The sequence below is a fragment of the Micromonospora sp. NPDC053740 genome (genome assembly GCF_040677775.1).
Classification (GTDB): domain Bacteria; phylum Actinomycetota; class Actinomycetes; order Mycobacteriales; family Micromonosporaceae; genus Micromonospora; species Micromonospora alfalfae.
Genome location: NZ_JBFASO010000009.1, coordinates 322,140 through 346,974, shown reverse-complemented (window position 1 = coordinate 346,974; position 24,835 = coordinate 322,140). Strand labels below are relative to the sequence as shown.

At 71.3% G+C, this 24,835-nt stretch carries 27 protein-coding genes; 14 read left to right on the top strand and 13 right to left on the bottom strand.

Annotation, left to right across the window (positions count from 1 at the left end):
• Positions 1 to 29: 29 nt before the first annotated feature.
• Positions 30 to 725: an alpha/beta hydrolase gene (locus AB0K35_RS24290; RefSeq protein WP_363887784.1), complete on the top strand. Its 696-nt coding sequence runs from the start codon at positions 30 to 32 to the stop codon at positions 723 to 725.
• A gap of 81 nt (positions 726 to 806) precedes the next feature.
• On the opposite strand, the gene AB0K35_RS24285 is transcribed toward AB0K35_RS24290, so the two are convergent.
• Genes AB0K35_RS24285 through AB0K35_RS24275 form a run of 3 tightly spaced genes read right to left on the bottom strand, consistent with a single transcriptional unit; the run spans position 807 to position 4,319 of the window.
• Positions 807 to 2,069, bottom strand: a complete 1,263-nt coding sequence (locus AB0K35_RS24285; protein ID WP_357365911.1) for an MFS transporter — start codon at positions 2,067 to 2,069, stop codon at positions 807 to 809.
• Positions 2,066 to 2,683: a helix-turn-helix domain-containing protein gene (locus AB0K35_RS24280; RefSeq protein WP_238668403.1), complete on the bottom strand. Its 618-nt coding sequence runs from the start codon at positions 2,681 to 2,683 to the stop codon at positions 2,066 to 2,068. The genes AB0K35_RS24285 and AB0K35_RS24280 overlap by 4 nt, the downstream gene beginning before the upstream one ends.
• A gap of 52 nt (positions 2,684 to 2,735) precedes the next feature.
• Complete coding sequence (locus tag AB0K35_RS24275) at positions 2,736 to 4,319, bottom strand: LLM class flavin-dependent oxidoreductase (protein ID WP_363887781.1); 1,584 nt, start codon at positions 4,317 to 4,319, stop codon at positions 2,736 to 2,738.
• 113 nt (positions 4,320 to 4,432) lie between these two features.
• Here AB0K35_RS24275 and AB0K35_RS24270 point away from each other — a divergent pair, with 113 nt between their 5' ends.
• Positions 4,433 to 5,035 (top strand): MarR family winged helix-turn-helix transcriptional regulator, encoded by a 603-nt coding sequence (locus tag AB0K35_RS24270; RefSeq protein ID WP_238668405.1) that lies wholly within the window; start codon positions 4,433 to 4,435, stop codon positions 5,033 to 5,035.
• Positions 5,036 to 5,124: 89 nt separating this feature from the next.
• On the opposite strand, the gene AB0K35_RS24265 is transcribed toward AB0K35_RS24270, so the two are convergent.
• Together AB0K35_RS24265 and AB0K35_RS24260 are read right to left on the bottom strand one after the other, a co-directional pair.
• Positions 5,125 to 6,636: a phosphoesterase gene (locus AB0K35_RS24265; RefSeq protein ID WP_363887778.1), complete on the bottom strand. Its 1,512-nt coding sequence runs from the start codon at positions 6,634 to 6,636 to the stop codon at positions 5,125 to 5,127.
• Between the two features lie 199 nt (positions 6,637 to 6,835).
• Positions 6,836 to 7,498 carry a hypothetical protein gene (locus tag AB0K35_RS24260; protein WP_238668407.1) on the bottom strand — a complete coding sequence of 221 codons (663 nt, stop codon included), beginning with the start codon at positions 7,496 to 7,498 and terminating at the stop codon, positions 6,836 to 6,838.
• A 421-nt stretch (positions 7,499 to 7,919) separates the two neighbouring features.
• On the opposite strand from AB0K35_RS24260, the gene AB0K35_RS24255 reads away from it, so the two are divergent.
• Positions 7,920 to 8,882, top strand: coding sequence for a helix-turn-helix transcriptional regulator (locus tag AB0K35_RS24255; protein ID WP_363887776.1), 963 nt, complete (start codon positions 7,920 to 7,922; stop codon positions 8,880 to 8,882).
• Positions 8,883 to 8,922: 40 nt separating this feature from the next.
• On the opposite strand, the gene AB0K35_RS24250 is transcribed toward AB0K35_RS24255, so the two are convergent.
• Complete coding sequence (locus AB0K35_RS24250; RefSeq protein ID WP_238668409.1) at positions 8,923 to 10,311, bottom strand: PLP-dependent aminotransferase family protein; 1,389 nt, start codon at positions 10,309 to 10,311, stop codon at positions 8,923 to 8,925.
• Here AB0K35_RS24250 and AB0K35_RS24245 point away from each other — a divergent pair.
• Positions 10,310 to 11,266 (top strand): DMT family transporter, encoded by a 957-nt coding sequence (locus AB0K35_RS24245; protein WP_363887773.1) that lies wholly within the window; start codon positions 10,310 to 10,312, stop codon positions 11,264 to 11,266. The genes AB0K35_RS24250 and AB0K35_RS24245 overlap by 2 nt on opposite strands.
• On the opposite strand, the gene AB0K35_RS24240 is transcribed toward AB0K35_RS24245, so the two are convergent.
• On the bottom strand, positions 11,263 to 11,658 hold the full coding sequence (locus AB0K35_RS24240) for a helix-turn-helix domain-containing protein (protein ID WP_357276779.1): 396 nt from the start codon (positions 11,656 to 11,658) through the stop codon (positions 11,263 to 11,265). The genes AB0K35_RS24245 and AB0K35_RS24240 overlap by 4 nt on opposite strands.
• A 96-nt stretch (positions 11,659 to 11,754) precedes the next feature.
• Here AB0K35_RS24240 and AB0K35_RS24235 point away from each other — a divergent pair, with 96 nt between their 5' ends.
• Together AB0K35_RS24235 and AB0K35_RS24230 are read left to right on the top strand one after the other, a co-directional pair.
• Positions 11,755 to 12,612: an SDR family oxidoreductase gene (locus AB0K35_RS24235; protein ID WP_238668411.1), complete on the top strand. Its 858-nt coding sequence runs from the start codon at positions 11,755 to 11,757 to the stop codon at positions 12,610 to 12,612.
• Positions 12,613 to 12,745: 133 nt separating this feature from the next.
• Positions 12,746 to 13,315: a GNAT family N-acetyltransferase gene (locus tag AB0K35_RS24230; protein WP_363887771.1), complete on the top strand. Its 570-nt coding sequence runs from the start codon at positions 12,746 to 12,748 to the stop codon at positions 13,313 to 13,315.
• Here AB0K35_RS24230 and AB0K35_RS24225 read toward each other — a convergent pair.
• Both AB0K35_RS24225 and AB0K35_RS24220 read right to left on the bottom strand, forming a co-directional pair.
• Positions 13,287 to 13,646, bottom strand: coding sequence for a hypothetical protein (locus tag AB0K35_RS24225; RefSeq protein ID WP_238668413.1), 360 nt, complete (start codon positions 13,644 to 13,646; stop codon positions 13,287 to 13,289). The two genes, AB0K35_RS24230 and AB0K35_RS24225, sit on opposite strands and share 29 nt — an antisense overlap.
• A gap of 117 nt (positions 13,647 to 13,763) precedes the next feature.
• Complete coding sequence (locus AB0K35_RS24220) at positions 13,764 to 14,462, bottom strand: helix-turn-helix domain-containing protein (RefSeq protein ID WP_363887767.1); 699 nt, start codon at positions 14,460 to 14,462, stop codon at positions 13,764 to 13,766.
• A gap of 64 nt (positions 14,463 to 14,526) precedes the next feature.
• Here AB0K35_RS24220 and AB0K35_RS24215 point away from each other — a divergent pair, with 64 nt between their 5' ends.
• The 5 genes from AB0K35_RS24215 to AB0K35_RS24195 all read left to right on the top strand — a co-directional run bounded on the left by AB0K35_RS24215 (position 14,527) and on the right by AB0K35_RS24195 (position 19,706).
• Positions 14,527 to 15,363: an alpha/beta fold hydrolase gene (locus tag AB0K35_RS24215; RefSeq protein ID WP_363887765.1), complete on the top strand. Its 837-nt coding sequence runs from the start codon at positions 14,527 to 14,529 to the stop codon at positions 15,361 to 15,363.
• Positions 15,364 to 15,459: 96 nt separating this feature from the next.
• Positions 15,460 to 16,404, top strand: coding sequence for an ion transporter (locus tag AB0K35_RS24210; protein WP_363887762.1), 945 nt, complete (start codon positions 15,460 to 15,462; stop codon positions 16,402 to 16,404).
• A gap of 79 nt (positions 16,405 to 16,483) precedes the next feature.
• The gene (locus tag AB0K35_RS24205) at positions 16,484 to 17,653 is read left to right on the top strand and encodes an acyl-CoA dehydrogenase family protein (protein WP_238668417.1); all 1,170 of its coding nucleotides are present in this window, start codon (positions 16,484 to 16,486) and stop codon (positions 17,651 to 17,653) included.
• Positions 17,653 to 18,498, top strand: coding sequence for a PhnD/SsuA/transferrin family substrate-binding protein (locus AB0K35_RS24200; protein WP_363887759.1), 846 nt, complete (start codon positions 17,653 to 17,655; stop codon positions 18,496 to 18,498). Before AB0K35_RS24205 ends, AB0K35_RS24200 begins: the two co-directional genes overlap by 1 nt.
• Positions 18,495 to 19,706 carry a ferritin-like domain-containing protein gene (locus AB0K35_RS24195; RefSeq protein ID WP_363887756.1) on the top strand — a complete coding sequence of 404 codons (1,212 nt, stop codon included), beginning with the start codon at positions 18,495 to 18,497 and terminating at the stop codon, positions 19,704 to 19,706. Before AB0K35_RS24200 ends, AB0K35_RS24195 begins: the two co-directional genes overlap by 4 nt.
• Positions 19,707 to 19,769: 63 nt before the next feature.
• On the opposite strand, the gene AB0K35_RS24190 is transcribed toward AB0K35_RS24195, so the two are convergent.
• Together AB0K35_RS24190 and AB0K35_RS24185 are read right to left on the bottom strand one after the other, a co-directional pair.
• Positions 19,770 to 20,120, bottom strand: a complete 351-nt coding sequence (locus AB0K35_RS24190) for a DUF1330 domain-containing protein (RefSeq protein WP_238668420.1) — start codon at positions 20,118 to 20,120, stop codon at positions 19,770 to 19,772.
• Between the two features lie 123 nt (positions 20,121 to 20,243).
• On the bottom strand, positions 20,244 to 20,834 hold the full coding sequence (locus AB0K35_RS24185) for a TetR/AcrR family transcriptional regulator (protein WP_238668421.1): 591 nt from the start codon (positions 20,832 to 20,834) through the stop codon (positions 20,244 to 20,246).
• A gap of 118 nt (positions 20,835 to 20,952) precedes the next feature.
• Between AB0K35_RS24185 and AB0K35_RS24180 the strand changes: the two genes are divergently transcribed.
• Positions 20,953 to 21,306 (top strand): TraR/DksA C4-type zinc finger protein, encoded by a 354-nt coding sequence (locus AB0K35_RS24180; RefSeq protein WP_363887753.1) that lies wholly within the window; start codon positions 20,953 to 20,955, stop codon positions 21,304 to 21,306.
• 46 nt (positions 21,307 to 21,352) lie between these two features.
• Here AB0K35_RS24180 and AB0K35_RS24175 read toward each other — a convergent pair whose 3' ends face one another.
• A complete protein-coding gene (locus AB0K35_RS24175; protein WP_363887751.1) occupies positions 21,353 to 22,744 on the bottom strand; it encodes an FAD-dependent oxidoreductase in 1,392 nt (463 codons plus the stop codon).
• 45 nt (positions 22,745 to 22,789) lie between these two features.
• Entirely contained in the window at positions 22,790 to 23,287 is a 498-nt protein-coding gene (locus tag AB0K35_RS24170; RefSeq protein ID WP_357365943.1) for an N-acetyltransferase family protein, read from the bottom strand.
• Between the two features lie 96 nt (positions 23,288 to 23,383).
• Here AB0K35_RS24170 and AB0K35_RS24165 point away from each other — a divergent pair, with 96 nt between their 5' ends.
• Positions 23,384 to 23,737 (top strand): metalloregulator ArsR/SmtB family transcription factor, encoded by a 354-nt coding sequence (locus tag AB0K35_RS24165; protein ID WP_363887748.1) that lies wholly within the window; start codon positions 23,384 to 23,386, stop codon positions 23,735 to 23,737.
• The gene (gene arsB / locus AB0K35_RS24160; protein ID WP_238668426.1) at positions 23,734 to 24,825 is read left to right on the top strand and encodes an ACR3 family arsenite efflux transporter; all 1,092 of its coding nucleotides are present in this window, start codon (positions 23,734 to 23,736) and stop codon (positions 24,823 to 24,825) included. Before AB0K35_RS24165 ends, arsB begins: the two co-directional genes overlap by 4 nt.
• Positions 24,826 to 24,835 lie beyond the last annotated feature (10 nt).

The following is a 24,835-nucleotide window of genomic DNA, read 5'->3' as shown; positions in this document are numbered from 1 at the left end:
TGTCGCAGGTCGGGGTTACGCTCCCGGCCATGGCTGATTTCGTGTTGGTGGCAGGGGCGTGGCTGGGATCCTCGGCATGGGACGAGGTGGTGGCACCACTTCGGGCGGCCGGCTACGGCACCCACGCGTTGACCCTCTCCGGCCTCGCCGAGAAGCAGGGCGTGCCCGCCGGGCAGCAGACCCATGTGCAGGACATCGTCGACGAGATCGAGCGCGGCGACCTGCACGACGTGGTGCTGGTCGGGCACAGCTACTCGGGCATTCCGGTGGGTCAGGCCGCCGAGCGGATCGGCGACCGGTTGAGCCGGGTGGTCTTCGTGGACGCCGAGGTGCCTGTCGACGGTGGGTCGTTCGCCTCCGGCTGGTGGCAGGGCCAGGCGGCCTTCGAGGCGCAGATCGCCTCCAACAACGGCTACTGGGCTCCGCTCGGCGCGGCCGACGCGGACGGTCAGGGTCTCACCGACGAGCAGGTCGCCCGGCTGATCGAGGGCTGCACGCCGCATCCGGGGGCCACCCTGACCGAGCCGGCCGTGCTGGCCCGGCCGTTGGGTGAGCTGCCGGCGACGTACGTCAAGTGCCTGCTCGACGGGCCTGAGCCCAACGACACTGTGGCGAAACTGCTGACCAGCGACCAGTGGCGACTGGTCACCATGGCCACTGGCCACTGGCCGATGTTCTCCCAGCCCACCGAGCTGGCCCGGATTCTGTTGGCGCAGGCCGGCTGACCTTCGCTGGCCTGCGCCCGCGGCCCAGGCCAGGGCGAGCCGAGCCGCTGACGACGGCACCATCGAGCGCCGCCGCAGCCCTCAGGCCGGATCCAGGGTCTGGATGTGGCGCACCGGCGACGCGAGCAACCACAGCACGGCGAGCACGCCACCCAGGCCGGCGATGGCCAGGGTGGGCCGCAGCCCGATGGTGGTGCCCAACGCCCCGCCGACCAGCGCGCCGAGTGGTCGGATGCCGTAGTTGACGGCGCTGTAGGCACCGGCCCGCCGTCCCAACGCGTCGTCGGGGGTCACGGCGATGAGGAGGGCGTTGAGGTTCACGTCCATCAGCATCACCCCGACGCTGGAGACCAGCTCGATGGCCGCCAGCATGGCCACCTTCGTCCAGGTGGGTCCGGACACCAGCGCGGTCAGCGCCAGCGGCGCGGGGAAGAGCATCGCGCCGATCATTGCGGTACGGCCCAGACCGATGGCGCGTGAGACCCTCGGTGCGAGCGCCGCGCCGGCAAATCCGCCGATCGCTCCGAAGCCGAGGGCGATGCCGATCGCGCCCGCCGACAGGTGGAGTTCGCGGCTGGCGTAGAGCACCAGCAGCGCGCCGGCGATGAAGGTGAAGAAGTTGACGGTGCTGGTGCAGCCGAGGGCGGCCCGTAGCACCGGGTGCCGCAGTACCAGCACGAGCCCTTCGCGGACCATGCCGAGGGTGGAGGTCCGACGCGGTGCCGGCGGTGGCTCGGTCACCGGGATGCGGCTGAGCAGCAGCGCGGAGCCGAGGAAGCTGACCGCGTCGGTGACGATCGCGACCGGCGCGCTGAGCGCCTGGACCAGCCCACCGCCGACGGCCGGACCGGCGATGAAGGAGAGCGACCGGCTCATGCTCATCTTGCTGTTCGCGTCCACGTACGCCGATCTCGGCACCAGGCCGACGAAGAACGCCTGGCGTGCCATGGCGAAGAGCACCGCTCCGAAGCCGGTGAGCAGTGCCACCAGGTAGAGCTGGGTGAGGGTGATCGCGTCGAACAGATAGGCCACCGGCAGGCTGAGCAGCACCGCGGCGCGGAGCAGATCCGCGATGATCAGCAGTCGTCGCTTGTGGGTGCGCTGGTCCACCCAGGCGCCCAGGAACAGGCCCAGCAGGTTGGGCAGCCAGATCAGCGCGGTGAGAACGCTGACCTGCACGGGTGTGGCGGTGAGCAGGGTGACGGCGATCAGCGGTAGGGCCAGTTCGCTGATCCGATCGCCGAAGTTGGAGATCGTCTCGCTGATCCAGAAGGTGCGGAACCGCCGGTCACGGTGCAGGGCCGGCGGGGGCGCGGTGTCGGCGGGGGCGTCGGTGGCGGTCATGACGCGGCCGGGCCGTCAGCGGGCTCGGCCGGGGCTTCGTCTCCCGGCTCGGGCAGCAGGTAGCGCAGCATCCGGACGATCCGCGCGTCGGGCGGGGCCGACTCGTCCTTGCGCCGTACGTACGGGGCGATCAGCTCTTCAATGGACTCCTCCAGTTGCCGCAGCTCGTCGGCGGTGGCCACGAACCGGGTGTCGGCCATGCCGGCCAGCGCGCGCCACTCGGGGTCCAGTCGGGGCTCCTCATGCAGCAGCCACTGCTGGGGTGCGTCGGCGTTGCGGGCGAACATCTCGCCGCGGAGCTGCTGGCCGGCGGACTGCCCCTCGGTGCCCTCCGGCACCGTGAAACGGAAGCCGCGGGCTGCCGCCTGCCACCAGCGTTCCCGCTTGCTGGTGGCACCGTCCCAGTCGAGGACCAGGCCGAACGTCGCGAGGTGCCGCAGGTGCCAGCTGACCACCGATGGTGTGGCGCCGACGTGCGGCGAGAGGCCGGTGGCCGTGGCCGGGCCGTGCCGCTGGAGGTGCTCCAGGATCGCCAGCCGGACCGGGTGGGCCAACGCCCGCAGCGCCTGCGGCTCGCTGATCTCGAAATCCCCGTACGGATTCTTGAGAGACATGTTTCGAGAGTATTCTCTCAGGTAGGATCGGGGCAACCCCGAGCCGCGTTGATCAGGCGATGCCCAACCGCGCCAACGGCTCGACCAGTTCCCGCTCCTCGTAGCTGAGGTGCGACAGGAGGGCGTCGGTCAGCAGGTCCACCGCGGCCCGCAGCTCGGCGAGGCCGTCCGGAGACCCGACGTACGCGACCAGGGCCCGGTCGACACCCTCCAGCACGTCGTGGATGACGTGGTGCTCCTGCTCCAGCCGGTCGACCACCGGACCGAGTCGGGGGTCACGTGCCCGCAACCTGGGGAAGAACGACTGGTCCTCGATCGTGTGGTGGGTGGTGACGATGCGGCAGTACGACTCGCAGTAGACCCCGAGGGTCCACCGGTTCTGCCTCATGGTCATCGTGTTGATGTGGGACCGGGCCGCGCCGGCGTCGATCTCGCCGGCCGCCACCTGCTCGATCAGGTCGTGAATCTGGGCCAGCTCGGCACGCAGGCCGTCGTGGATCTGCACAAGATGAGCCCCGGTGGCCTGCTCCTGCGGGGTGTAGGTGCGCTGCGGGTCGGGCGCGGGCCCGGTCGGCCGGGTCGACTCGTCCCACACCTGCTGCTCGCTTCGCCGTACACCGTCGTCAGGGGTGGGCACCACGGCGAACGCGCCACCGGTCGCGGTGGCGCGGCTCGCCCGGACCGGCGGCGCAGCGACCGGCTCCGGCTCCGGCTCCGGCTCCGGCGTACGCTGCGGAGTCGCGCCCCGGTCACGTTCTGCCGTGACCAGCTCGCGGACGGCGGGGGCCACCTCGCCGGCGAAGCGGCGCAGGTCGTCGGGGTCGTCGCTGCCCAGGATGAAGGTGCCGACGCCCTCCTCCAGTGCCAGCTCCGCCAGTTCCTCGGCCCACTGCTCGGCGGGCCCGTTCAGCGGACTGCGCCCGACGCGCGAGAACTCCCCGGCGATGTTGAGCAGCCGACGCACGTCCCGCGGGGACCGGCCGGCCTGCTGCGCCGCGTCGTCGATGATCGCGTTGCCCCTGGTCAGGTCGCCGGGCTGGAGGTAGCCCAGCGTGGGCAGCCAACCGTCGGCCCGGCGACCGGTGAGCTGGAGCATCCGGGGCTTGTACGCACCCAGCCAGATCGGCACCGCGTGGGCGGGAGCGGGACCACGCTTGGCGCCCACCACCCGGTGGAACTCACCGTCGACCCGCACTCCGCCGCGCGTCTCGACGTCCCAGAGCTGACGGACGACCTCGATGGCCTCCTCCAGCGCTCGTACGCCCTGGCCGGGAGTCAGCTTCCGGCCACCCATCGCCTCGATGGCATCCCAGAAGGCCCCCGCCCCGAGGCCGAGGCTGACCCGGCCACCGCTGAGCAGGTCCAGGCTGGCCACACTGCGGGCGAGCACCGCCGGCGGGCGCAGTGGCAGGTTCGTCACGTTCGCCGACAGGTGCACCCGGCTGGTGCGGGCCGCCACGAAGCTCAGCAGCGTCCAGGTGTCGAGGAACGCCGGCTGGTACGGGTGGTCCTGAAAGGTGACCAGGTCCAACCCGACCTGCTCGGCCAGGACGGCGACACCGACCGTACGGTCCGGATTGTCAGCGCTGGGCGTGACGAAGGAGCCGAAGACCAGGTCGTGGCCGTAGTCGCTCATCTGCGAGCCTCCCGATTTTCCGACGCCTCGGACGATGCGTCGCGGCCTTAACCTTATGTCACACAGAACATCTTCTGCCAACAAGGTCTGCGCCGCTGCGGTATTGTCGGGGGATGACGGGTGCCTCTCACCGGCCGGACCGGCCCGATCCGCTCGACGACGACCTGGGCTGGATGCTGGGCATCGTCTTCCGCGGTTACGTCCGGGCGGCCGAGCACACGCTCGCCGACTTCCCCGGTGGCCCTCGCGGCTACCAACTGCTCACCGCGGCCAGCAACGGGCCGGCCCGAAACCAGGGCGCGATCGCCGAGGAGATCGGCATCGACCGCACCGTCCTCACGTACCTGATCGACGACCTGGAGCGGCCCGGGTTCGTCGCCCGGCGCGCGGACCCGGCTGACCGGCGCAACCGGCTGATCGAGGTCACCGACGCCGGCCGTGCCGCCTGGGAGCAGCGGCGGTTGGCGCTGCGGCAGGTCGAGGCGCACCTGCTGGGGGCGCTCACCTCGACCGAGTCGGCGACGCTGCGGTCACTGCTTCAGAAGGTCGCCTGCTCGGCCCAGGCGGTGGACCCGTTGCGCGACCTCTGCGAGGTGGTGACACAGGCACAGGCGGACGCGGCGACGGCACCGGCCGCCGCGCGCCGGACCGGTGCCGCGACGGCGCGCAGCGGACGAACCGCCACCCCCCGAGCCCGCCGCGGCACGCCCGACTGACCTGCGGATACTGCGGGCCCGCCCGCCACGGCCCGACGTCGTCAGTCGAGCGGTGCCGGACAGGCCCGCGATGTCGCTACCGCGCCGGGTCAGCGCACGTGCACGAACACCGGGTTCGAGTAGAACCACAGGTCTTCCCACGGGCTCTCCAGCCCGTCGGCGAGCGGCTCGGCCTCGTCGGTGCTGGTGCCGCGCACCCGCGCGTAGGTGTCCGCCTCGACATTGCGCAGTGTGTGCCGGATGACGTAGCTGTCGCCCTGCCGACGCCAGTCCCGCGGGCCGAACCGCGCCGCCACCTTCGTGGTGGGGTTGGTGTCGGCGTCCAGGCTGGCGCTCGGGCCGGTGATCTGACCGACGATCAGGTCGACCCGGCGGACCTCGGGCCGGTCGCCGTTCGCGTTCACCCCACCCAGCGGGCGGAACGTGATCTCGATGTCGACATCGGTACGGTTCCGACGGCTCACCGTGATCGTCTCGCCCACCTCGGCGGTCCTGCCCTGCGACGTGGCGGTGACGTCGAGGCTGCGGATCAGGTCACCGGTGGTGACCCAGATCCGGCCGTTGCGCAGGCCGTCCATGATGTCGCCGTAGTCCTGGCGGGCGTGCACGTAGGTCTTGCTGTACTCGCCCGGCCAGAAGTCGGAGCCGCCGCGGGTCCAGTGCACGTGCGAGTCCGAGGTCGCGGTGATCCACCAGCGCCGGCCCTCGCCGAGCAGTGAGTCCCACAGGCCGCCGACCCGGGCGGTCATCTGGTCGAAGCCGCCGTAGGTGGGATGGTTGCCGTAGCCGCCCCGCTTGCCACCGTTGAGCGGGCCGGCCTGGTGACCGGGCGCGCCCTCGAAGCCGATGTAGACGTCCGGCGCGGCGTTGTTGCCGTTGCGGAACTCGCGCGGGGTGTCCTGACCGTAGACGCCGAGACCGGGCGCCGAGCGGGACGCGTGGTGGGCGATCACCAGCGGCTTGTGCGGCATGCCCCGGGCGACCTTGAGGAACTCCACCATCTTGGCCTCGGTGTCGCGGGCCGGGTCGGTGGGGAACGCGTCGTACTTGGCGAACCGGCTCTCCAGCTCGAAGAGCTGCTTCGCCTCGTCCTCGTGGCGCGGGATCATCAGCGTGTGGTGGTCCAGCGAGGGCGCGTCGAACTCCATGCCCCAGAACTGGAGCACCTCGGGAACCAGTTTGCGGGACCGCAGCAGGTCGGGGTACGCCTGCTCGATGTTCACCTTCGAGTGGGTCGGTCCACCGTGGTCGGTGCACATCGCCCAGGTCAGGCCGAAGTTCTTGGCCATGATGGCGTTGGTGACGATCGGGTAGACCGCATCCGCGCCCTTGTGGAAGACGATCGGGGACTTCGTGGTGTCGAACTCACCGCTGTACTCGGAGTGGATGTGGTGGTCGCCCGCACGCCACGCCCGGTTCCTGGAGTTACCCCGGTCGGTCTTGTCGTCGTCACCCGGCCGGCGCTCCTCGCCGGCCCACGCCGCGCCGGCGCCGACCAGTGGGCTGGCCGCGGCCAGCGTCGCGCCGACGCCCGCGTACTTGACCAGCTTGCGCCGGGACAGCTGCGCGTGCTCGGTCTCTTCGGGATGCTTGTCTCTCACGTGAGAGCCTCTCCTCGATCAAGCGAATGCTCTTTCGATCAAGGAGCTTCGGAGAGGTCGGTGAACGCCCGCCGTACGCAGCGGGTGCGCACGATGAACAGCCTGCCCCGACCTGTCGGAGTGCCGGGCCGGGACGGCGGCGGGTCACACCGCGACCGCGCGGAGTGCCGATCAGGACTGAGGCCGCACCGCCACCCGGTCAGATCCGGGCGCGGGGCAGCCAGCCCAGGAATCGGAGCCGGACCCGGGGCAACGGCATCGTGGGCAGATCCTGAGCGGCGGCGACGAGACAGGAGCCGAGATAGACCGCGAGGGAGGCGCGCGCTCCACCGAACTCGGCGAGCAGTTGGCTCTGCTTGGTGGCGCAGGGCCACTCGCGGCCGCATCCGGTGCAGGTCCAGCTCGGCGGGTTGGGGAGGTGCTCCGGCAGCTTGGCGCGGCGGTACCGACCGACGACGCTGTTGTCCGAGCGCACGTCGCGTCGCCGTGCCGCGGGCCCTTCGTTGCGGTGGGCCACCGGGCGGGCACCGGGCAGGTAGCGCCCGACGGTGCCGAAGAGCACCCCGACGCGGATCAGGGCGTCCGGTCCGACGTGCTGGGTCAGCAACGCGGTCATCAGGTAGTGCCCCAGCAGGTCGAAGGCGTCACGGTGCAGACCCAGGTCGCGGCAGAGGTCCACGAACTCCGGCGTGGTCAGTGGCACCCGATCGTCGAGGGCACGGCGCAGCACCTCACGGAGCCCACGTCCGAGCCTCTCCAGCGCGTCCCCCTCGCCCAGACCCAGGCTGTCCTCGTCCGCCACCCGGGCCAGCGCCTCGGCGACGGCCAGCCGAACGACGCGGTCAGGATCGGTACTGTCCAACGCTTCCCCCTCCGTGGATCGGCTCCCGGCAGTGACCCGGTCATCCTCCGACGAATCATGAACAAGATTTCGCTGTCGGACGCGAGGGCGGCTAGGACAGCAGACGTAGAACCATTCGGCGCGCTAGCCAGAAAACGAAGTCGACCTGCCGACACATCACAGTGATTCGGAGGACGCCACGTCGGTGATTGTCGTATGGTGACATTCCCATCTACGGATATTGCACCTCAGCGTCAGTGAATGGTCAGACCAGATCCGACACCCTCAACCGGTCGCTGCCGTCCCGCTCGCGACGTTCCATCCCACCGCACCGCCGGCCAACGATGTGCCGGGTCACCGCCGAGCACCCCGGCACGTCCCGAACCTGCCGTCGGCACCCGTTCCAGCACCCGGCGGCACCTCCACCGGACGGAGACAGCGGATGACGTCATCGCCAGTGCAGACCCACCAGTTCGACAGCCGCGACCCGGCGGCCATCCAGGGATTCCTGTCCGCCACGTACGACCCGAAACTGCGCATCCAGAGCAGGAACGGATACCGGCTCACCCACCACCGCGCGGACACCGGCCCCTTTGCCATCGCGACCACCCGCCAGACCGGGCACCTCGAGATCGATGCCAGCACCCTCGGCGGGCTGGTCATCGGTCACACCCGCACCGCACACGTCGATCGCTCCTGCGCCGGATCGGCCCACCGGTTCGGCCCCGGCGAGGTCTTCCTCGTCACCAGGCCGGAGGAGCCATGCACCGTCCACTGGCATCCCGGTGAGGTGGAGCTCTGCGTACTGGACCTGTCGGTGCTGGCGCAGGTGGCCACCACCGCCCCGGCCCGCCGGCCCGGCCGGATCGAGTTCACCGAGCTGGGTGCCGCCAGCGCAGCCCTCGCCCGGCAGTGGCGCAACACCACCAGCTTCGTCCGCGACGTCGTGTTGAACAGCCCGGCCGCCGGGGCACAGTCGCTGGTGATCGGCAACGCCGCCCGGATGCTGGCCGCGGCGGCGCTCGCGGTCTTCCCCAACACCGCGTTCACCGAACCGACCGCCGCGGACCGGAACGACGCCACCACCGCCACGCTGCGACGGGCGATCACGTTTCTGGAGGAGCACGCTGAACGGGACATCAGCGCGGCCGACATCGCCGGCGCGGCCGGCGTCTCCCTCCGGGCGGTGCAACTCGCCTTCCGCCGTCACCTCGGCACCACCCCGATGGCCTACCTGCGTCGGGTCCGGCTCGTCCGGGCACACCACGACCTGCTGCACGCCGACCCACGCCAGGAGACGGTCTCGGCGATCGCCAGTCGGTGGGGATTCGCCAGCCACAGCAGGTTCACCGCGCGATACCACGCCAGCTTCGGTGTGCCGCCGCGCGAGACGCTGAACACCTGAGACCCCCGACCAGGACGCCAACCAACCAGGCGCCCGGTGTTCAACTGAGGACGCGGGCGAGACGCCGAACGGCCTCGTCCATGAGTTCGGGTGCGGCTGCCGCGTAGGTGAGGCGAAGGTGCGGGGCCGGGGGTTCGGCCGCGTACCAGGGCCGACCCGGGAAGACGGCGACGCCCTCGGCCGCCGCGGCAGCGGCCAGCGCCGCGTCGTCGGTGCCGGCGGCGAGGGGCACCCAGAGGTGCATGCCGCCACGTGGGACCGACTGCGGGGCAAGGCCTGGCAGATGCCGGCGTAGCGCGGTCAGCAACGCGTCCCGGCGTGTCCGCAGAGCGGCGCGCAGTGCCCGGCGATGCCGCGACCACGCCGGAGAGGTGAGGAAGTCGATCGCCGCCTGTTGCAGTGGACCGGCGACGAAGAAGTCGTCGAGCAGCCGGGCGGCGCGCAGTCGCGCCCCGGCCGGGCCCCGGGCTCCGATGGCGGCGACGCGCAGCCCGGGGGCTGTCGACTTGGTCAGCGAGCGCAGGTAGATGACGTGGCCGTCGGGATCGTCGCTGGCCAGTGGTGGCGGCACCGGATCGTCGATGGTGAGGTCACGGGCGTAGTCGTCCTCGATCAGGAACGCACCCGCGTCGCGTACCGCCTCGGCGACCTGCGCCCGGCGGTGCTGCGCCAGTGTCGCGCCGTGCGGGTTGGCGTACAGAGGCTGGCAGTAGAAGAGCCGGGCGCCGGTGCGGGCGAACGCGGCGGCGAGTTGGTCGGGCCGTACCCCGTCGGCGTCGGCCGGCACGGGCACCACCCGCAGCCCGGCCGCGCGGGCCGCGGCCAACGCACCCAGGTAGGTCGGCGACTCGACGAGCAGGGCGTCGCCGGGCGCGGTGAGCGCCCGCAACGCGGACGACAGAGCCGCCTGCCCGCCGGGGCAGATCAGCATGTCCTCGGCGTGCAGCCCCGCACCGGCCTCGCGGGCGAACCAGGCGCGCAGGTCCGTGCGACCCTCGACCGGCCCGCGCTGCCAGCTCGCCGGCTGGCGGGCGGCCCGGGTGAGGGCGGCGCCGAGCGCAGCGGCGGGCTGGAGGTCAGCGTGGAGGTAGCCACCGGACAGCGGGATCGTTCCGGCGGGCGTCAGCGCCAACAGCGCCTGCATCTCGTCCTGACCGAACCGGCGGGGCCCGAGCGCGACGGTCTGCCAGGACAGGTCGGGCACCTCCGGCTCGTCCGGTGAAGTGGCCACAAAGGTGCCTCGGCCGGGTCGCGCCTCGATCAGCCCTTCGGCCGCCAACTGACGGATCGCCTCGGCGACGGTGACCGGCGAGGCCTGATGTCGGGCGGTCAACTCGCGTACCGAGGGCAGCCGGGCACCGGGACCGGCGGCGACCACGAGACCCCGCAGATCTTGGATAACGCGTTGGGCTGCGTTACCGTTTTCCATGAGGGACAAGAGTAGCGCTACTGCCCGAAACACGGTAACAGCGGATCGGGTCCTCGGGCTCGGCCTCGGCGCCCTGGGCGTGCTCGGCTTCAGCCTGTCGCTTCCGGCCACCCGCATCGTCGTGCAGCAGCTCGACCCGTGGTTCGTCGCCTTCGGCCGGGCTGTCGGCGCGGGGCTGCTGGCGTTGGCGTACCTGCGTCTCACCGGCGCACCGCGGCCCACTCGCGGTCAGTGGCAACGGCTGCCGATCGTCGCCCTCGGCGTCATCGTCGGCTTTCCGTTGTTCACCTCGATGGCGCTTCTCACCCAGACCTCCGCGCACAGCGCTGTCGTCATCGCCGCGCTGCCCGCGATGACGGCCGTGTTCGCGGTGCTGCGGGCCGGCGAACGCCCACCGCCGCTGTTCTGGATCGTGAGCGCGGGCGGACTGCTGGCGGTCCTCGCCTTCCTCGGCGTCAGCGGCGCGGTACGCGGAGCCCTCACAGTGCCCGACCTGTTCCTGCTCGCGGCGGTGGTGCTCTGCGGCCTCGGCTACGCCGAGGGCGGCGCGCTCGCCCGCGAGTTGGGCGGCGCTCGGACGATCTGCTGGGCGTTGCTGCTCTCGCTGCCCATCACCGTTCCCGTCACGGCATTCGCCGCCGCCACCAGCCCGATGCGGGCCGACGCTCTCGCCTGGTCGGCGTTCGGCTATCTCACCGCGGTCTCGATGTTCCTGGGCTTCTTCGCCTGGTACGCGGGCCTGGCCCGGGGCGGTATAGCGCAGGTGGGCCAGGTCCAACTCGCCCAGCCGGTGCTGACCCTGCTGTGGTCGGCGCTGCTGCTCGGCGAGGCGGTCTCCCCCGCCTCGATCGCGGCGGCGCTGGTGGTGCTGGGATGTGTCGTGGCGACCCAGCGCATCCGCCAGAGCCCGAGGACGGTCCTGGCGCGACGCGAGGCCGGCGCGGGATCGTCCTAGCCCCGGTCGCGCTCGCGGCTGTCGCGGGCGGTCTGCAACTCGGGCACCGAGGCCTCCAGCAGATCGGCGAGGCCACGCAGTTGCTCGGCGACCCGGGCCCCGAGTGGGGTCAGCGAGTATTCGACGCGCGGTGGGATCGCTGTGAGCACCTCGCGGGTGAGCATCCCGTCGCGTTCGAGGGTCTGCAGGGTCTGGGAGAGCATCCGCTCGCTGACCCCGTCGATGCGGCGACGCAGCGCGTTGAACCGGTAGCTGCCCTCGCCGAGCGCCAACAGGGCCAGCGAGGCCCACTTCGAGGTGACGTCCTCGAAGGCCGCCCGGGAGGTGCAACCCCTGGCGAAGACATCGCTGACGAAATCCTGGGTAGGCCCCGCCGGGTCCTGGGCCGGCATGTCGCTCACCTCACCAGCCTATCTCATGCCTCCCATCGGTTAGTGCTGTAGATTCGTAAGTGCTTACTGATCTGTCCCCACCCTCCGGAGGTTCCCATGCCCACCTATGCCGTCACCGGCGCCACCGGCCGGTTGGGCCGCCTGGTGATCGAGCAACTGCTCGACAGCGGCGTACCCGCCGCCGAGATCGCCGCCATCGTCCGCAGCCCGGAGAAGGCCGCCGACCTGGCCGCGCGCGGGGTCGAGATCCGCAAGGCCAACTACGACGACCCGTCGACGCTGCCCGGCGCCGTGGCCGGCGTACGCCGCCTGCTGCTCATCTCCGGCGACTCTCCCGGCCAGCGCGTCGCGCAGCACACCGCGGTCATCGACGCCGCCAAGCTCGCCGGGGTGGAGCGTCTCGTCTACACCAGCATCCTGAAGGCCGACACCACAGCGAACCCGCTCGCCCCGGAGCACAAGGCCACCGAGGAGGTCCTCGCCGCGTCCGGTCTGACCTACACGGTGCTGCGCAACGGTTGGTACACCGAGAACTACACCGACCAGCTCCCGCAGTACCTGGGATCCGGCACGATCCTCGGTGCCACCGGCGGCAGCAAGATCTCCACCGCGACCCGGGCCGACTACGCGGGGGCGGCCGTGGCCGCGCTGACCCGCGACGAGGACGGCAACGCCGTCCACGAACTGGGCGGCACCGCGTTCACCTTCGACGAGCTGGCCGAGGCCGTCACAGAGGTGACCGGCACCAGAGTCGTCCACCAGGACATGTCCGCCGCCGAGCTGGCCTCGGCCCTGGAGAACGTCGGCCTGGACGCGGGCACCGCCGGTTTCGTCGCCGCGCTCGACCACTCGATCGCCAACGGCGAGCTGGCAACCGACAGCGACGACCTCAGCCGTCTGCTCGGCCGGCCGAGCACCCCGCTGCGCGACGCCATCCGGGCCGCGCGGGTCTGAACCGGATCCATCACCGAAGCGGGCGGCGGGGCCTCCGTCCCCCGTCGCCCGTCACCCGGTGAAACCGCACACGTATCCTCGACGGCATGGTGAGGCACGTCGATGAGCTGCTCCCCCGGCCCGTCGAGCCGCCATGTCGACACGCCGTGCGGTCCGACCTGGACACTCCGGCGACGACCCGGTGAGCGGCGACGACTTCGTCGTCCGGGCCGCCGTAGCGCAGGACGACCCCGAACTGGTCTTCGACGTGCTGAGGCAACTCGCTCCCGACGACGCGCGGCCGGATCCCGCCCGGCTCGCCGCCGCCTGGCGTGACCTGCACGCCCAAGCCGGCCGCCGGCTCCTGCTGGCCGTCGCCGGGGACACCTTCGTGGGCACCCTCGACACCCTGGTCGCCCCCAACCTCACTCACGGCGCGCGACCGTACATGGTGGTGGAGAACGTGGTGATCGCGCCCGACTGGCGCCGCCGTGGGGTTGCCCGGGCCCTCATGCTGGCGGCGCTCGACGAGGCGACGGCAGCCGGCTGCTACAAGGTCCAACTGGTGTCGAACGCCGCGCGGACCGATGCCCACCGGTTCTACGCGTCCGTCGGGTTCACGCAGTCCGCGCTCGGCTACCGCAGGTACCTCACCCACCGCGACGTGACACCGGGCGCTCCCGCGTCCCGGCCGGCTACTCCGCCTCGTCCTGTTCTTCGGTGAGCTCGGCCAGGACGTCGGCCGCGTCCCGGTTCCCACCGTCGGCGAGCCGGCGAAGCTCGCCGACGTCCGCCCGCTCCGCGGCCAACTCGACGAGTTGGTCAGCGGCGTCCTTGTCGCCCCGGTCGGTGAGACGCCGCAGCTCGTTCATGTCGCCGAGTTCGGTGGCGAGTTCGACAAGTTGAGCCGCAGCGTCGGCGCTGCCGTCCTCGGCCAGCTGACGTAACTCCGTGAGGTCACCCCGCTCCCCCGCGAGCTCGACGAGCTGGTCGACAGCGTCCCGGTCACCGTCCTTGGCCCGTTGGCGCAGGTCGGCAAGATCAGGGTCGGACATCGCGCACCTCTTCGCAGTTGGCGTGGGCCGGCCTGGTCCCGCTCACCATCGAGAACCTAGACCAGGGGATGTCGTGGTGGCGCAGGAACAACGGACACGGCCTGCGCGCCGATCCGCTCAGCCCACCTCGGTCGACTCCGTGATCAGCAGGCCGCTGAGCAGACTGCGCAGGGTCCGCTCGACGAGGTCCGCGCGGGGGGCAGGTCCGGAGGGCTGACTGAACGCCGCGACCAGGTGCGGGTGTGCCGCGAGATCCAGCCCGGCGAAGCTGAACGCCCCAGCGGCGGATTCACGGCGGGCGAAGAGGCTTACCACGCCTGTCATCATCGCGATGGCCTCGAACTTGGCGGCGACCGGGCAGCGCACGGGTTCCAGCACCCGGATGCAGTTGTCGAACCAGGCCAGGCCCTCCGGGCCGATGCCGGAGGGCCGGTGGATCACGTCGAGCAACCACGGGTGGGTGCCGAACAGCGCCAACTGCCGTCGTCCCAGCAGCACCATCGTCTCCAACCAGTCGCCCTCCACCTGCGGGTACGGGCGCAGCTCCCCCACCGCCCGGTCGGTCATCAGGTCCAGCAGGTCGTCACGGGACGTCAGGTAGCGGTAGAGGGACCCGGCGCCGGTGCCGAGCGCGGCGGCCACGGCGCGCATCGACACCGCCGCCAGTCCTTCGGCGTCGGCCAGGGCGATGGCGGCCGCGACGATGGCGTCCCGACTGTGCGCCGGCGCGGGGCCGCGGCTGCCGCGTTCGGGTCTGCTCCAGATCGGTTGCCGGTCCGGGTCGGCGTCACCGGTACTCGCGGGTGCGTCACTCACTGATCTACTGTAAACTGCGAACGTCGTTTGCAGTTGTTGTCGGCGCGGGAAGGGTGGACCGGACATGGAGCAGGTCAGGGCACGGGACGGCGCGACGATCGTGCTGCACTCGACGGGGGCGGGGCCGGGGATCGTCGTGGTGCACGGTGGCGGCGTGACGATCGACGTCTACCGGCGGCTGGCCAGGGCGCTCGCCGACCGGTTCACGGTGCACCTCTACAACCGACGGGGACGGGCCGACGCACCACCGAGGTCGATGCCCTACACCGTCGAGCAGGAGGTCGACGACCTCGGCGCGGTGCTGGAGCGCACCGGGTCCGGCAACGTCATCAGCCACAGCGGCGGCAGTTTCCTGGCGCTCGAAGCCGCGCCCCGACTGCCGATCGAACGGCTCGCCCTCTACGACGCCGCGGTCTCGATCGACGGCAGCTTCCCATCGGCGTGGCTCGCGCCCGCCCGGGCGGCACTAGAAGCCGGCGACACCGCCCGAAGCCTCGCCATCACGACTGCGGGAATCAACTCGCAGATGGCGGCGGCGAGACTCCCACTCGCCGTCCGGGTGGCGATCATCCGCGCGTTCCTGCGTACGCCGATCGGCCGGACGATGGGCGAACTGCTGCCGACGACGTTGGACGAGGCGGCGCTGATCCTGGCGCACGACGGCCCGGCCACCCGGTGGGCCGAAGTGAGCGCCGAGGTGCTGCTGGCCTGCGGAGCCGACGGCCCGCCCTACTACGTGCAACAGAACGCGGCGCTGGCCCGTGCGTTACCGCGCGCCCGGACACTGATGATCCCGCGCAGTGGCCACGACGCCATCAACCGGGCGCACCCGAGGATCGTCGAACCGCTCGCCGACTTCTTCGCGGCGCCCGTGACGACGCGGCGGACGCCGCACTCCTGAGCGGTCGCGCGATCGCACACCGTCATTGATCTTGGCTAGGCTGGTGGGCATGCCCGCACACCACCCGCGCCGTCACACGATCGAGCCGGTCGACTGGTGAGCGACGCAGCAGTGCCCACCCCGCGGGGTGGGCCGTCCACACCGGGCAACCGCTCGGGTTGGACCGACCGATGCGACCAGCTCGCCCGGTCACGGCCCTTCGAGATCGCCATCGTCGTGGTCATCCTTGCCAACGGCATCGTTCTCGGCCTGGAGACGTACGACGATCTGAGCCCGGCGGGCACCGCGCTGCACGGGCTGGAACTGCTCTTCCGGGCCGTCTTCGTCGTCGAGATCGCCATCCGGCTGGCCGCCTACGGCAGACGCCCACAGGACTTCTTCCGGCACGGCTGGAACGTCTTCGACTTCGTGGTGATCGCGGCGATCTTCATCCCGGGTCTGCACGGCGATCCGGCGCTGCTGCGGGTCGTCCGGGTCGCCCGCATGGTCCGCCTGGTGCGGTTCTCGCCGGGTCTGCGGACCATCGTCTCCGCGCTGTGGCGCAGCCTGCCGGGCGTGACCGGGTTCCTCGCCCTGGCCGTCGTGACGCTCTACGTGTACGGCATGGCCGGCTGGCTGATCTTCGGCACCAGGTATCCGCAGGAGTACGGCGACATCGGCCGGTCGCTGCTGACGTTGTTCGTGCTGTTGTCGCTGGAGACGCTGCCGGACCTCATCGAGCAGGGCCTGGCGATCTCACCATGGACGCTGCTCTACTACGTCAGCTACGTGGTCATCACCGTCAACCTGCTGCTCAACATCCTCATCGCGGTCATCGTGAACTCCATGGAGGAGGCTCGCCGGTTGGAGATGACCGAGCGACTGGCCCCCGGATACGACGAGGACGGCGACGGCGTACCGGACGAGGTGGACCGGATCGCGCTCACCCAACGGCTTGACGACCTGCGGGCGGTCATCACCGAGTTGGAGCGCGAGCTGCGCATCGACCGGGACGACGGGCACGGCCGACCCCATCGGGACAACGCCCGCGCCGGACGGTGATCCGACGCTCGCGCTCCGTCTACGGGTTCGGATAGTGTCGACGGCGGTCCCATCGGCCTCCCTGAAGGGGCAACCGAGCATGACGACCAGTGTCGACAATGTCCAGACCGCCACCGATCCCACTGACACGCTCGGCACGGTGATCGACGACGTGATCCGCCCGCAGGCGCCGATCGTCGACCGGGACGGGGCCTTCCCCCGTCCGGGTGTCGACGCTCTCGCCGCAGCCGGCCTGCTCGGCCTGGCCTCCTCGACCGAGGTCGGTGGCGCCGGCCACGGCATGCGGACGGTCGCCGAGGTGATCGAGCGGCTGGCCGCCGAGTGCGGGTCCACAGCGATGGTGGTGCTCATGCACTACGCGGCGACCGCCGTCGTCGAGGCGCACGCCCCGCGCGACGTCCGCGCCGCCATCGCCGCCGGGGATCACCTCACCACGTTGGCCTTCTCCGAGTACGGATCGCGCAGCCACTTCTGGTCGCCGACCGGCACCGCGACAGCCGCAGACGACGACACAGTCCGCCTCGACGCCCGTAAGAGCTGGGTCACCTCGGCCGGCGAGGCCAACAGCTACGTCTGGTCGAGCCTTCCGCTGACCCTCGACGCCGGTCCGATGACCTTGTGGCTGGTGCCGGCCGACAGCGCCGGCCTGAGCGTGGCCGGCGACTTCGACGGGCTGGGTCTGCGGGGCAACGGCTCTCGGCCGATGACCGCCGACGGGCTCCGGGTTCCGGCGACGGCGAGGATGGCCGCCGACGGGGCCGGGCTCGACACCGCTCTCGGCGCGGTCCTGCCCTGGTTCCTGGTGCTCAACGCCGCTTTCTGCCTCGGTCTCGCCGACAGCGCCGTGGCCGAGGCGAGTCGACACCTGACCAGGACCACGCTCGCGCACACCGGCGCCGCCCTGCGCGACGCGCCAGTCACCCGACGCGACCTCGCCCGGCTGATGATCCGCACCGACGCGCTGCGTGCCTTCCTGGGTGACACGCTCACCGCTCTGGAGACGGGCCGGGACGACGCGATGCTGCGGGTGCTCCAGGTCAAGGCGCTCGCCGGCGAGACAGTCGCCGACGTGACCGATGGCGCGATGCAGCTCTGCGGGGGCAGCGCCTTCCGCAAGGAGTTGGGCCTTGAGCGTCGTTTCCGGGACGCCCGCGCGGCCCGGGTGATGGCGCCGACCACCGACGCGCTGCACGATTTCGTCGGTCGGCTCGCCACCGGGCTGCCGCTGCTCGACGAGGCCAACCGCTGATGCCCGCGCCTACCGTCCTGATGGGCGCCGTCGCGTACGACCCGAAGGTGGTGACCATCTGGGAGGGCTTCCGCACCTGGCTGCGCGGGCGGGGCCTGGACTTCGACTTCGTCCTCTACTCGCACTACGAACGACAGGTGGAGGACCTCGTCGCCGGGCGGATCGACGCGGCCTGGAACTCTCCCCTGGCCTGGCTGCGGGCCGAGCGACTGGCGGCCGCCGACGGCACTGGCGTGCGCGCGCTCACCATGCGCGACACCGACCAGGACCTCACCTCGATCGTCGTGGTTCGCGCGGACTCGCCGGTGCGCCAGCTCACCGACCTCGCCGGACGGGTGGTCGCCGTCGGGGCGATCGACAGTCCACAGGCGACGCTCATTCCGCTGGGCCACCTGGCGGCGGCCGGGGTCACTGTCGACGTACGCCGTTTCGACGTGGGTGTCGGCCTGCACGGCGACCACATCGGCGGCGAGCGCGACGCGGCGCGCGCCCTGGTGGCCGGGGAGGTCGACGCCGCCTGCATGATCGACGCCAACCACCTGGCGTTCGTCCAGGAGGGCACGCTACCGCCCGAGGGCACCCGGATCGTGGCCCAGACCGCACGCTACGACCACTGCAACATGACTGTCCGCGCGCCGGAGTCCGAAGGCGTCCGGCTCTTCGGCACGCTCCTGCTCGGCATGTCGTACGCCGATCCGCAGGTGCGTCCACTGCTCGACCTGGAGGGGCTGACGGCCTGGCGGGAGGGCCGCACCACCGGGTATGACGCCCTCGCCGCCGCTGTCGACGCCAGCGGTTTCTACTCCCTCGACGGGCGGGTGACGGCCCCGCACTACCGGCCGTGAGTTGGACACCTGTCGCCGCTGTCGACCTGGGTGACCTGGGTTTCGGCAGTGGCGCGCACCTGCTGGTGCAGCGCGCCCTGGCCGGGTTGCCGCCCGGCGGCCGGTTGGCGGTCTCCGGTCGCGACCCGGCGCTGCGCGTCCACCTGCCGGCCTGGTGTCGTGGCCGGGGTCATCGGGTCGAATGGCCTGATCGGAGCGAGGCGAACGAGCTGGTGGCGGTGGTGGTCCGGGGGTCGACGGATGACGACCGCTGGTTCGGCGCTGAGCGGGCCGGGTCGGCCCTGCCGTCGGCGCTGAGCAGCCGTCCGCCCGCAAGGTGGGGGCTCGGCGCCCGGGGCGCGCTCCTGGAAGCCGGTGGTCCGGAGGCCCGGTTCGACCTGGACGACCGCGACCTGGTCTGGGCCGACATCGCCCCACACCTGTACGCGCAGGCCGCCGCCCGACAGTGGGACCCGCAGACCGCGGTGCCGTGGGACGACCCGTTCGCGCTGCCGGCCGACGTCGAGGCCGCTGTGGTGCAGGTGATGACCTATCTGGTCGAGAACGAGCAGGCCGCCCTCGTCGTGCCGGCCCGGTTCGTGGGGCGCATCCATCCGCACTTTCGGGAGGTGGTGCAGCTGCTCGCCGTGCAGATGGCCGACGAGGCCCGGCACATGGAGGTCTTCAGCCGGCGGGCCCTGCTGCGGGGCGCCGAGATGGGCACGTCATCCGCTGGCGGTCGCCAGTCGCTGTTCACCCTCGTCGCGGAGTCGGACTTCGCGTTGGCGTCGTTCCTGCTCTCCGTGCTCGGCGAGGGCAGCTTCGTCGATCTGCTCTCGTTCCTGCACGAGGTCGCCCCGGACCCGGTGACCCGCCGGATCTGTTGGCTCGCGATGCAGGACGAGCGCCGGCACGTGGTGTTCGGCATGGCACACCTGGAGCATCAGGCGCAGCTGGATCCGCTGCTGCGGGACCGGCTGCGGGCGGCCATCCACCGCCGCCACGACGCGCTGGTCGACACGGCTGGGCTCAACGCTGATGTCTTCGACGCGCTGGTGGTGCTCGCGGCGGGTGGCTGGCAGCCGAATGACGTGTCCGCCGGCTTCGACCGGGTGCGGGCTCTGCAGCACGCGATGGATCAGGGCCGTCAGCGCCGCCTCGTCCGGCTGGGTTTCCGGGTCGACGAGGCGGCGGCGCTCTCCGCCCTGCACACCCGCAACTTCATGTAGCCGATCCCCGCGCACGGCACGGCGTGCGCGGGGATCGCGGTACGGCAGGTCAGCGAGCGCTGGTCACTGGCCGAGCAGGGTCCGGATCTGACGCGCGTAGCCCGCCACAGTGAAGTCCGGGCCGACCGAGTCCACCAGGACCAGGTCGTTGATGGTGTGATCGACGCGCAGCGACAGGATCGCCTGGTACTCGGGTGAGTTGTACCAGGTCCTGGCGGTTTCCGCGTCCGGGAACTCGATCAGCACGACCGAACCGGGCCAGCTGCCCTCGAGGACCTGCACCTCGGCGTCCAGGACGAGCCACTTGGCGCCGTACGCCTCGGTGGTGGCCTGCACCTGCTCCAGGTAACGCAGGGAATCCTCGGTCGGAACTCCGCCCGGGATACGCAGGTGGTTGATCAGGTAGGTGCTCATGTCTCACTCCTCAGGTGCGGGGTGCTGCTTCCCGGTCGAAGGCGTACGACCGGTCGTCTTGGATTGGGTACGCGCCGCGCCGATGGGACGACGCGGGCTGTCACCGCTGGGATCGGACCCGGATCAGGTGAGGATCCGGGCCGTGGTGATCGTGAAGAACTCCTGGAGTGCGGCCGGGTCACCGGATGCCTTCGCCCGCGCTGCCGCGCCCTCGTAGCTGGAGACGACGAAGCCGGCGAGATCGGCGGCGGGTTCGTCGCCGTGCAGTTCACCGGCGGCCCGCGCCTGCTCGATCGCCGTGGCGAGCGCGGCGACCCAGCGGCCGAAGCCGGCGTCGACCGCGTTCCGCAGAACATCGCTGTGTGCCGGGATCTCGGTGGCGAAGTTGCCGAGCAGGCATCCGCGATCACCCATGGTGTCGCCGAGGCCGGTGATGTATCTCAGGTGAGCGGTGATCCGCTCCAGCGGCGTGCCGCCCCGCTTCTCGTCGAGCATTTCCAGCCCCATCGCCGCTGAGTATCTCGCCACCGAGTCGAGGGCGAGGTCTTCCTTGCTGGCGAAGTGGTTGTAGAAGGTGCCCTTGGGCGCCCCGGCGGCGGCGACGATGTCCTGGACGCTCGTGCCGTTGTAGCCGCGCAGGTGGAACAGGTCCAACGCCGCGTCGGACAACCGTTGCCGGGTTCCGACGGAGGCCGGTGACTTCGGTCGTGGCATCTCGTGGCCCTCCTCTCGCCCGGGGTACCGGCTGACTGACAGACACCACGATATGACCGGTCGTCTCGGAATGCCAGTGATGTGACCGCTGTCATCCCCCAGGTACTGTGGAATGGTCATGAACAGCGATATCAGCGCGGTCCGCGAGGAGTTGCTGCGGCTTCGCGAGCAGACCGAGGCTCAGGCCACCGCCCTGGACGGCGACCTGCGGAGTCTTTTCGAGGCGTCCCGGTCGTCCAACGCCGATGACGAACACGACCCCGAGGGCAGCACCATCGCCTTCGAACGCGCGCAGCTCACCGCCGTCCTGGACGCCACCCGCCGACGCCTGGCCGAGCTGGACGTCGCGCTGCGACGGGTCGACGACGGCAGCTACGGCGTGTGCGAACGGTGCTCCCGTCCGATTCCCGCCGAGCGGCTCGTCGCCCGCCCGTCCGCGCGTACCTGCGTGGCCTGCGCCAGCCGACGGTGACGGCGCCCGCCGACCGCGAGGGCCACGGGCACCGTCGTACCGGTGATCAGCTGGCGCAACAACCTCCTGCTGGCGCGGCGTCGAGGGCGACGAGGCTGATCGGCGCGGACCGCAGCCCGCCGGAGATGCCCGTGGACAGTCCACGCCCCGTCGGTTGCGACCCACAGCAGTCGTCGCCCGCCGAGACGGCGGAATCACTGCTGCACACGCCGGTTTCGGGCAGGTCGAGCTGGACGTCGCGGGCGGCCGCCCAGTCACCGGCGAGCGCGGCGACCACGGAGCGGACCTGCTCGTAGCCGGTGGCCATGAGGAACGTCGGCGCCCGGCCGTAGGACTTCATGCCGACGGCGAAGTAGCAGTGCTCCGGGTGGGCGAGCACGTCCACGCCGTGCGGCGGCACCGTGCCGCAGGAGTGCTCGTTGGGGTCGATCAGCGGGGCCAGGGCACGGGTCGCGCCCAGCACCGGGTCGAGGTCCAGCCGCAGCTCGGCGGCGATGCTGTGGTCGGGGCGGAAGCCCGTGGCCGCGACAACACGGTCGACGGTGATCGACTCGGCGCTGCCGTCGCCATGCCGCAGGGCCACACTCACCCGGCCGTCGGTCGGGGTGAGCGCCCGCACGGAGAAGCCGGTGAGCAGCCGGATCCGTCCGGCGTCGACGTGCGCACGCAGCCGTGCGCCGAGCGCGCCCCGCGCCGGGAGGGCGTCGGCGTCTCCACCACCGTAGGTACGCGTCGGCGCGGCGGCCCGGATGGCCCAGGTCACCTCGGTGCCGGCCTCGACGGCGGCCAGCTCCGCCAGGGACAGCAGGGTGTTCGCGGCCGAGTGACCGGCGCCGACCACCAGTGTGTGCCGGCCGACGAACCGGCCCCGGTCGGCGCCGAGGACGTCCGGCAGCGCGTGCTCCAGGTACGCCGCCGCCTCCGCCTCCCCTCGCGCGCGCAGACCGGACGCGCCGAGGACGTTCGGCGTGCTCCAGGTGCCGGAGGCGTCGATGACGGCGCGGGCGACAAGCTCGTCGCCGTCGGCGAGGCGGAGCAGGAACGGTGCGGTGTCGCGCCCGGCGGTACGCAGCCGGTCGAGGCCGAGCCGGCTGATCGCCTCGACCCGTGCCCCGTACCGCACGTGTGGCTTCAGTTGCGGCAGTTGCGCGAGGGGCCGGAGGTAGTCGTCGACCAGCTCCGCGCCGGTGGGCAGTGTCCCCGGGTCGGGGGCGACCCAACCGGCCTCGTCGAGGAGCCGACGGGCGGCCTGGTCGATGTTGTAACGCCACGGCGAGAAGACCCGCACGTGCCCCCACTGGCGTACCGCGGCGCCCGGGGTGTCGCCGGCTTCGAGGACGGTGAAGGGCAGTCCGCGTTCGTGCAGGTGCGCGGCGGCGGCGAGACCGGTCGGACCGGCGCCGATGACGATGGTGGGAAGGTCGTCCAGAGCGGTCATCAGTGGCTCCTCGGTGTGGTGGCCCGGGTCGAGGGCCACGGCTGGTCAGGTGATGGTGGGGCTGCGGCGTTCCAGCAGGACGACGTCGCGCCAGCGGTCGTGATGGCGACCGACCCGCTCGCGTACGCCGATGACCCGGAAGCCGGCTCGTTGGTGGACTGTGAGGCTGGCGGTGTTCTCCGGGAAGACTCCGGATTGGATGGTCCAGATGCCGGCGGCCTCGGTGGAGGCGATCAGCGCGCTCAGCAGCAGTCGGGCGATGCCCCGCCCCTGGGCGGCCGGGTCCACGTAGACGGAGTGTTCGACCACTCCGGCGTAGACAGCGCGGGTCGAGGTCGGCGAGACGGCGATCCAGCCGAGCACCACCCCGTCGCTGTCGACGGCCACGAAGCGGTGCGCAGCCAGGCGCGCGGCGTCGAACGCCGCCCAGGTCGGGGCGGTGATCTCGAAGCTGGCATTGCCGGCGTCCAACCCGGCCTGGTAGATCGCCAGGACCCGGTCGGCATGGGCGTCGGTCATGGGCCGCACGGCGATGTCAACCATCAGCGGGGTTCCCTTCCGGAAGAGATCAGAGGACTGTCTCGACGTCCATCGAATCAGACAGTTGCACACTGATTAGAGAAGTGTCAACCTAGAGCAATGTCGAATCAAGCAGGTCCGGCGGCTGACGTGTCGTGCTGCGCCCCGCTGGCCGAGCGACGCGTACCGGCCGAGGCCGCTGCGGTGCTCGCGCCCGCGTTCAAGGCCCTCGGCGACCCGGTGCGGCTGCAACTGCTGTCGATGATCGCCTCCGCCGAGACCGGGGAGATCTGCGTCTGCGACCTGACCCCCGCGTTCGACCTGACCGGTCCGACCATCTCGCACCACCTCAGGACACTGCGCGAGGCGGGGCTGGTCGACGCCGAACGCCGGGGCACCTGGGTCTACTACCGCGCCCGGTCGGGCATCCTGCGCCAGCTCGCCGCACTGCTCACCGTGGCGCCGGCGACATGACAACGACCCTGCGGAGCGAGCCGGGCGAGAGCGCCGTCGTCGGCCGACTCTCCCGACTCGACCGGTTCCTGCCCGTGTGGATCGGTCTGGCGATGGCCGCCGGCCTGCTCCTCGGTCGGCTGATACCCGGGTTGAACAGCGTCCTGGACGCGGTGCAGATCGGCGGGATCTCGCTACCGATCGCGATCGGCCTGCTGATCATGATGTACCCGGTCCTGGCGAAGGTCCGCTACGACCGGCTCGACACCGTCACCGGCGACCGCCGGCTGCTGATCTCCTCGCTGGTCCTCAACTGGCTGGTCGGCCCCGCCGTGATGTTCGCCCTGGCCTGGATCTTCCTGGCTGACCAGCCCGCGTACCGCACCGGCCTGGTCATCGTCGGCCTGGCCCGGTGCATCGCCATGGTCATCATCTGGAACGACCTCGCCTGCGGTGATCGGGAGGCCGCCGCCGTCCTGGTCGCCCTCAACTCCGTCTTCCAGGTCGTCGCCTTCGGTGTACTCGGCTGGTTCTACCTCTCCGTGCTCCCCCAGTGGCTGGGGCTCTCCGGCACCGAGTTGACGATCTCGGCCTGGGACATCGCCGCCAACGTGCTCGTCTTCCTCGGCATCCCGCTGCTCGCCGGTTACCTCACCCGCCGCCTCGGCGAGCGCGCCAGGGGCCGCGCCTGGTACGAGGCCCGCTTCCTGCCCAGGATCGGCCCGGCCGCCCTATACGGGCTGCTGTTCACGATCGTGATCCTGTTCGCCCTGCAAGGCGACGCCATCACCAGCCGGCCTCTGGACGTCGTCCGCATCGCCCTGCCCCTGCTGGTGTACTTCGCGCTCATGTGGGCCGGCTCCTACGCCCTCGGCCGGGCCATCGGTCTCGGCTACCAACGCACCACCACCCTCGCGTTCACCGCCGCCGGCAACAACTTCGAACTCGCCATCGCCGTCGCGATCGGCACCTTCGGCGTCACCTCCGGCCAAGCCCTCGCCGGGGTCGTCGGCCCGTTGATCGAGGTGCCCGTCCTGGTCGGGCTCGTCTACGTCTCCCTGTGGGCGCGCCGCCGCTTCTTCACTCCCCCGCGATCCGCGACCACGTAACCGGAAGGCA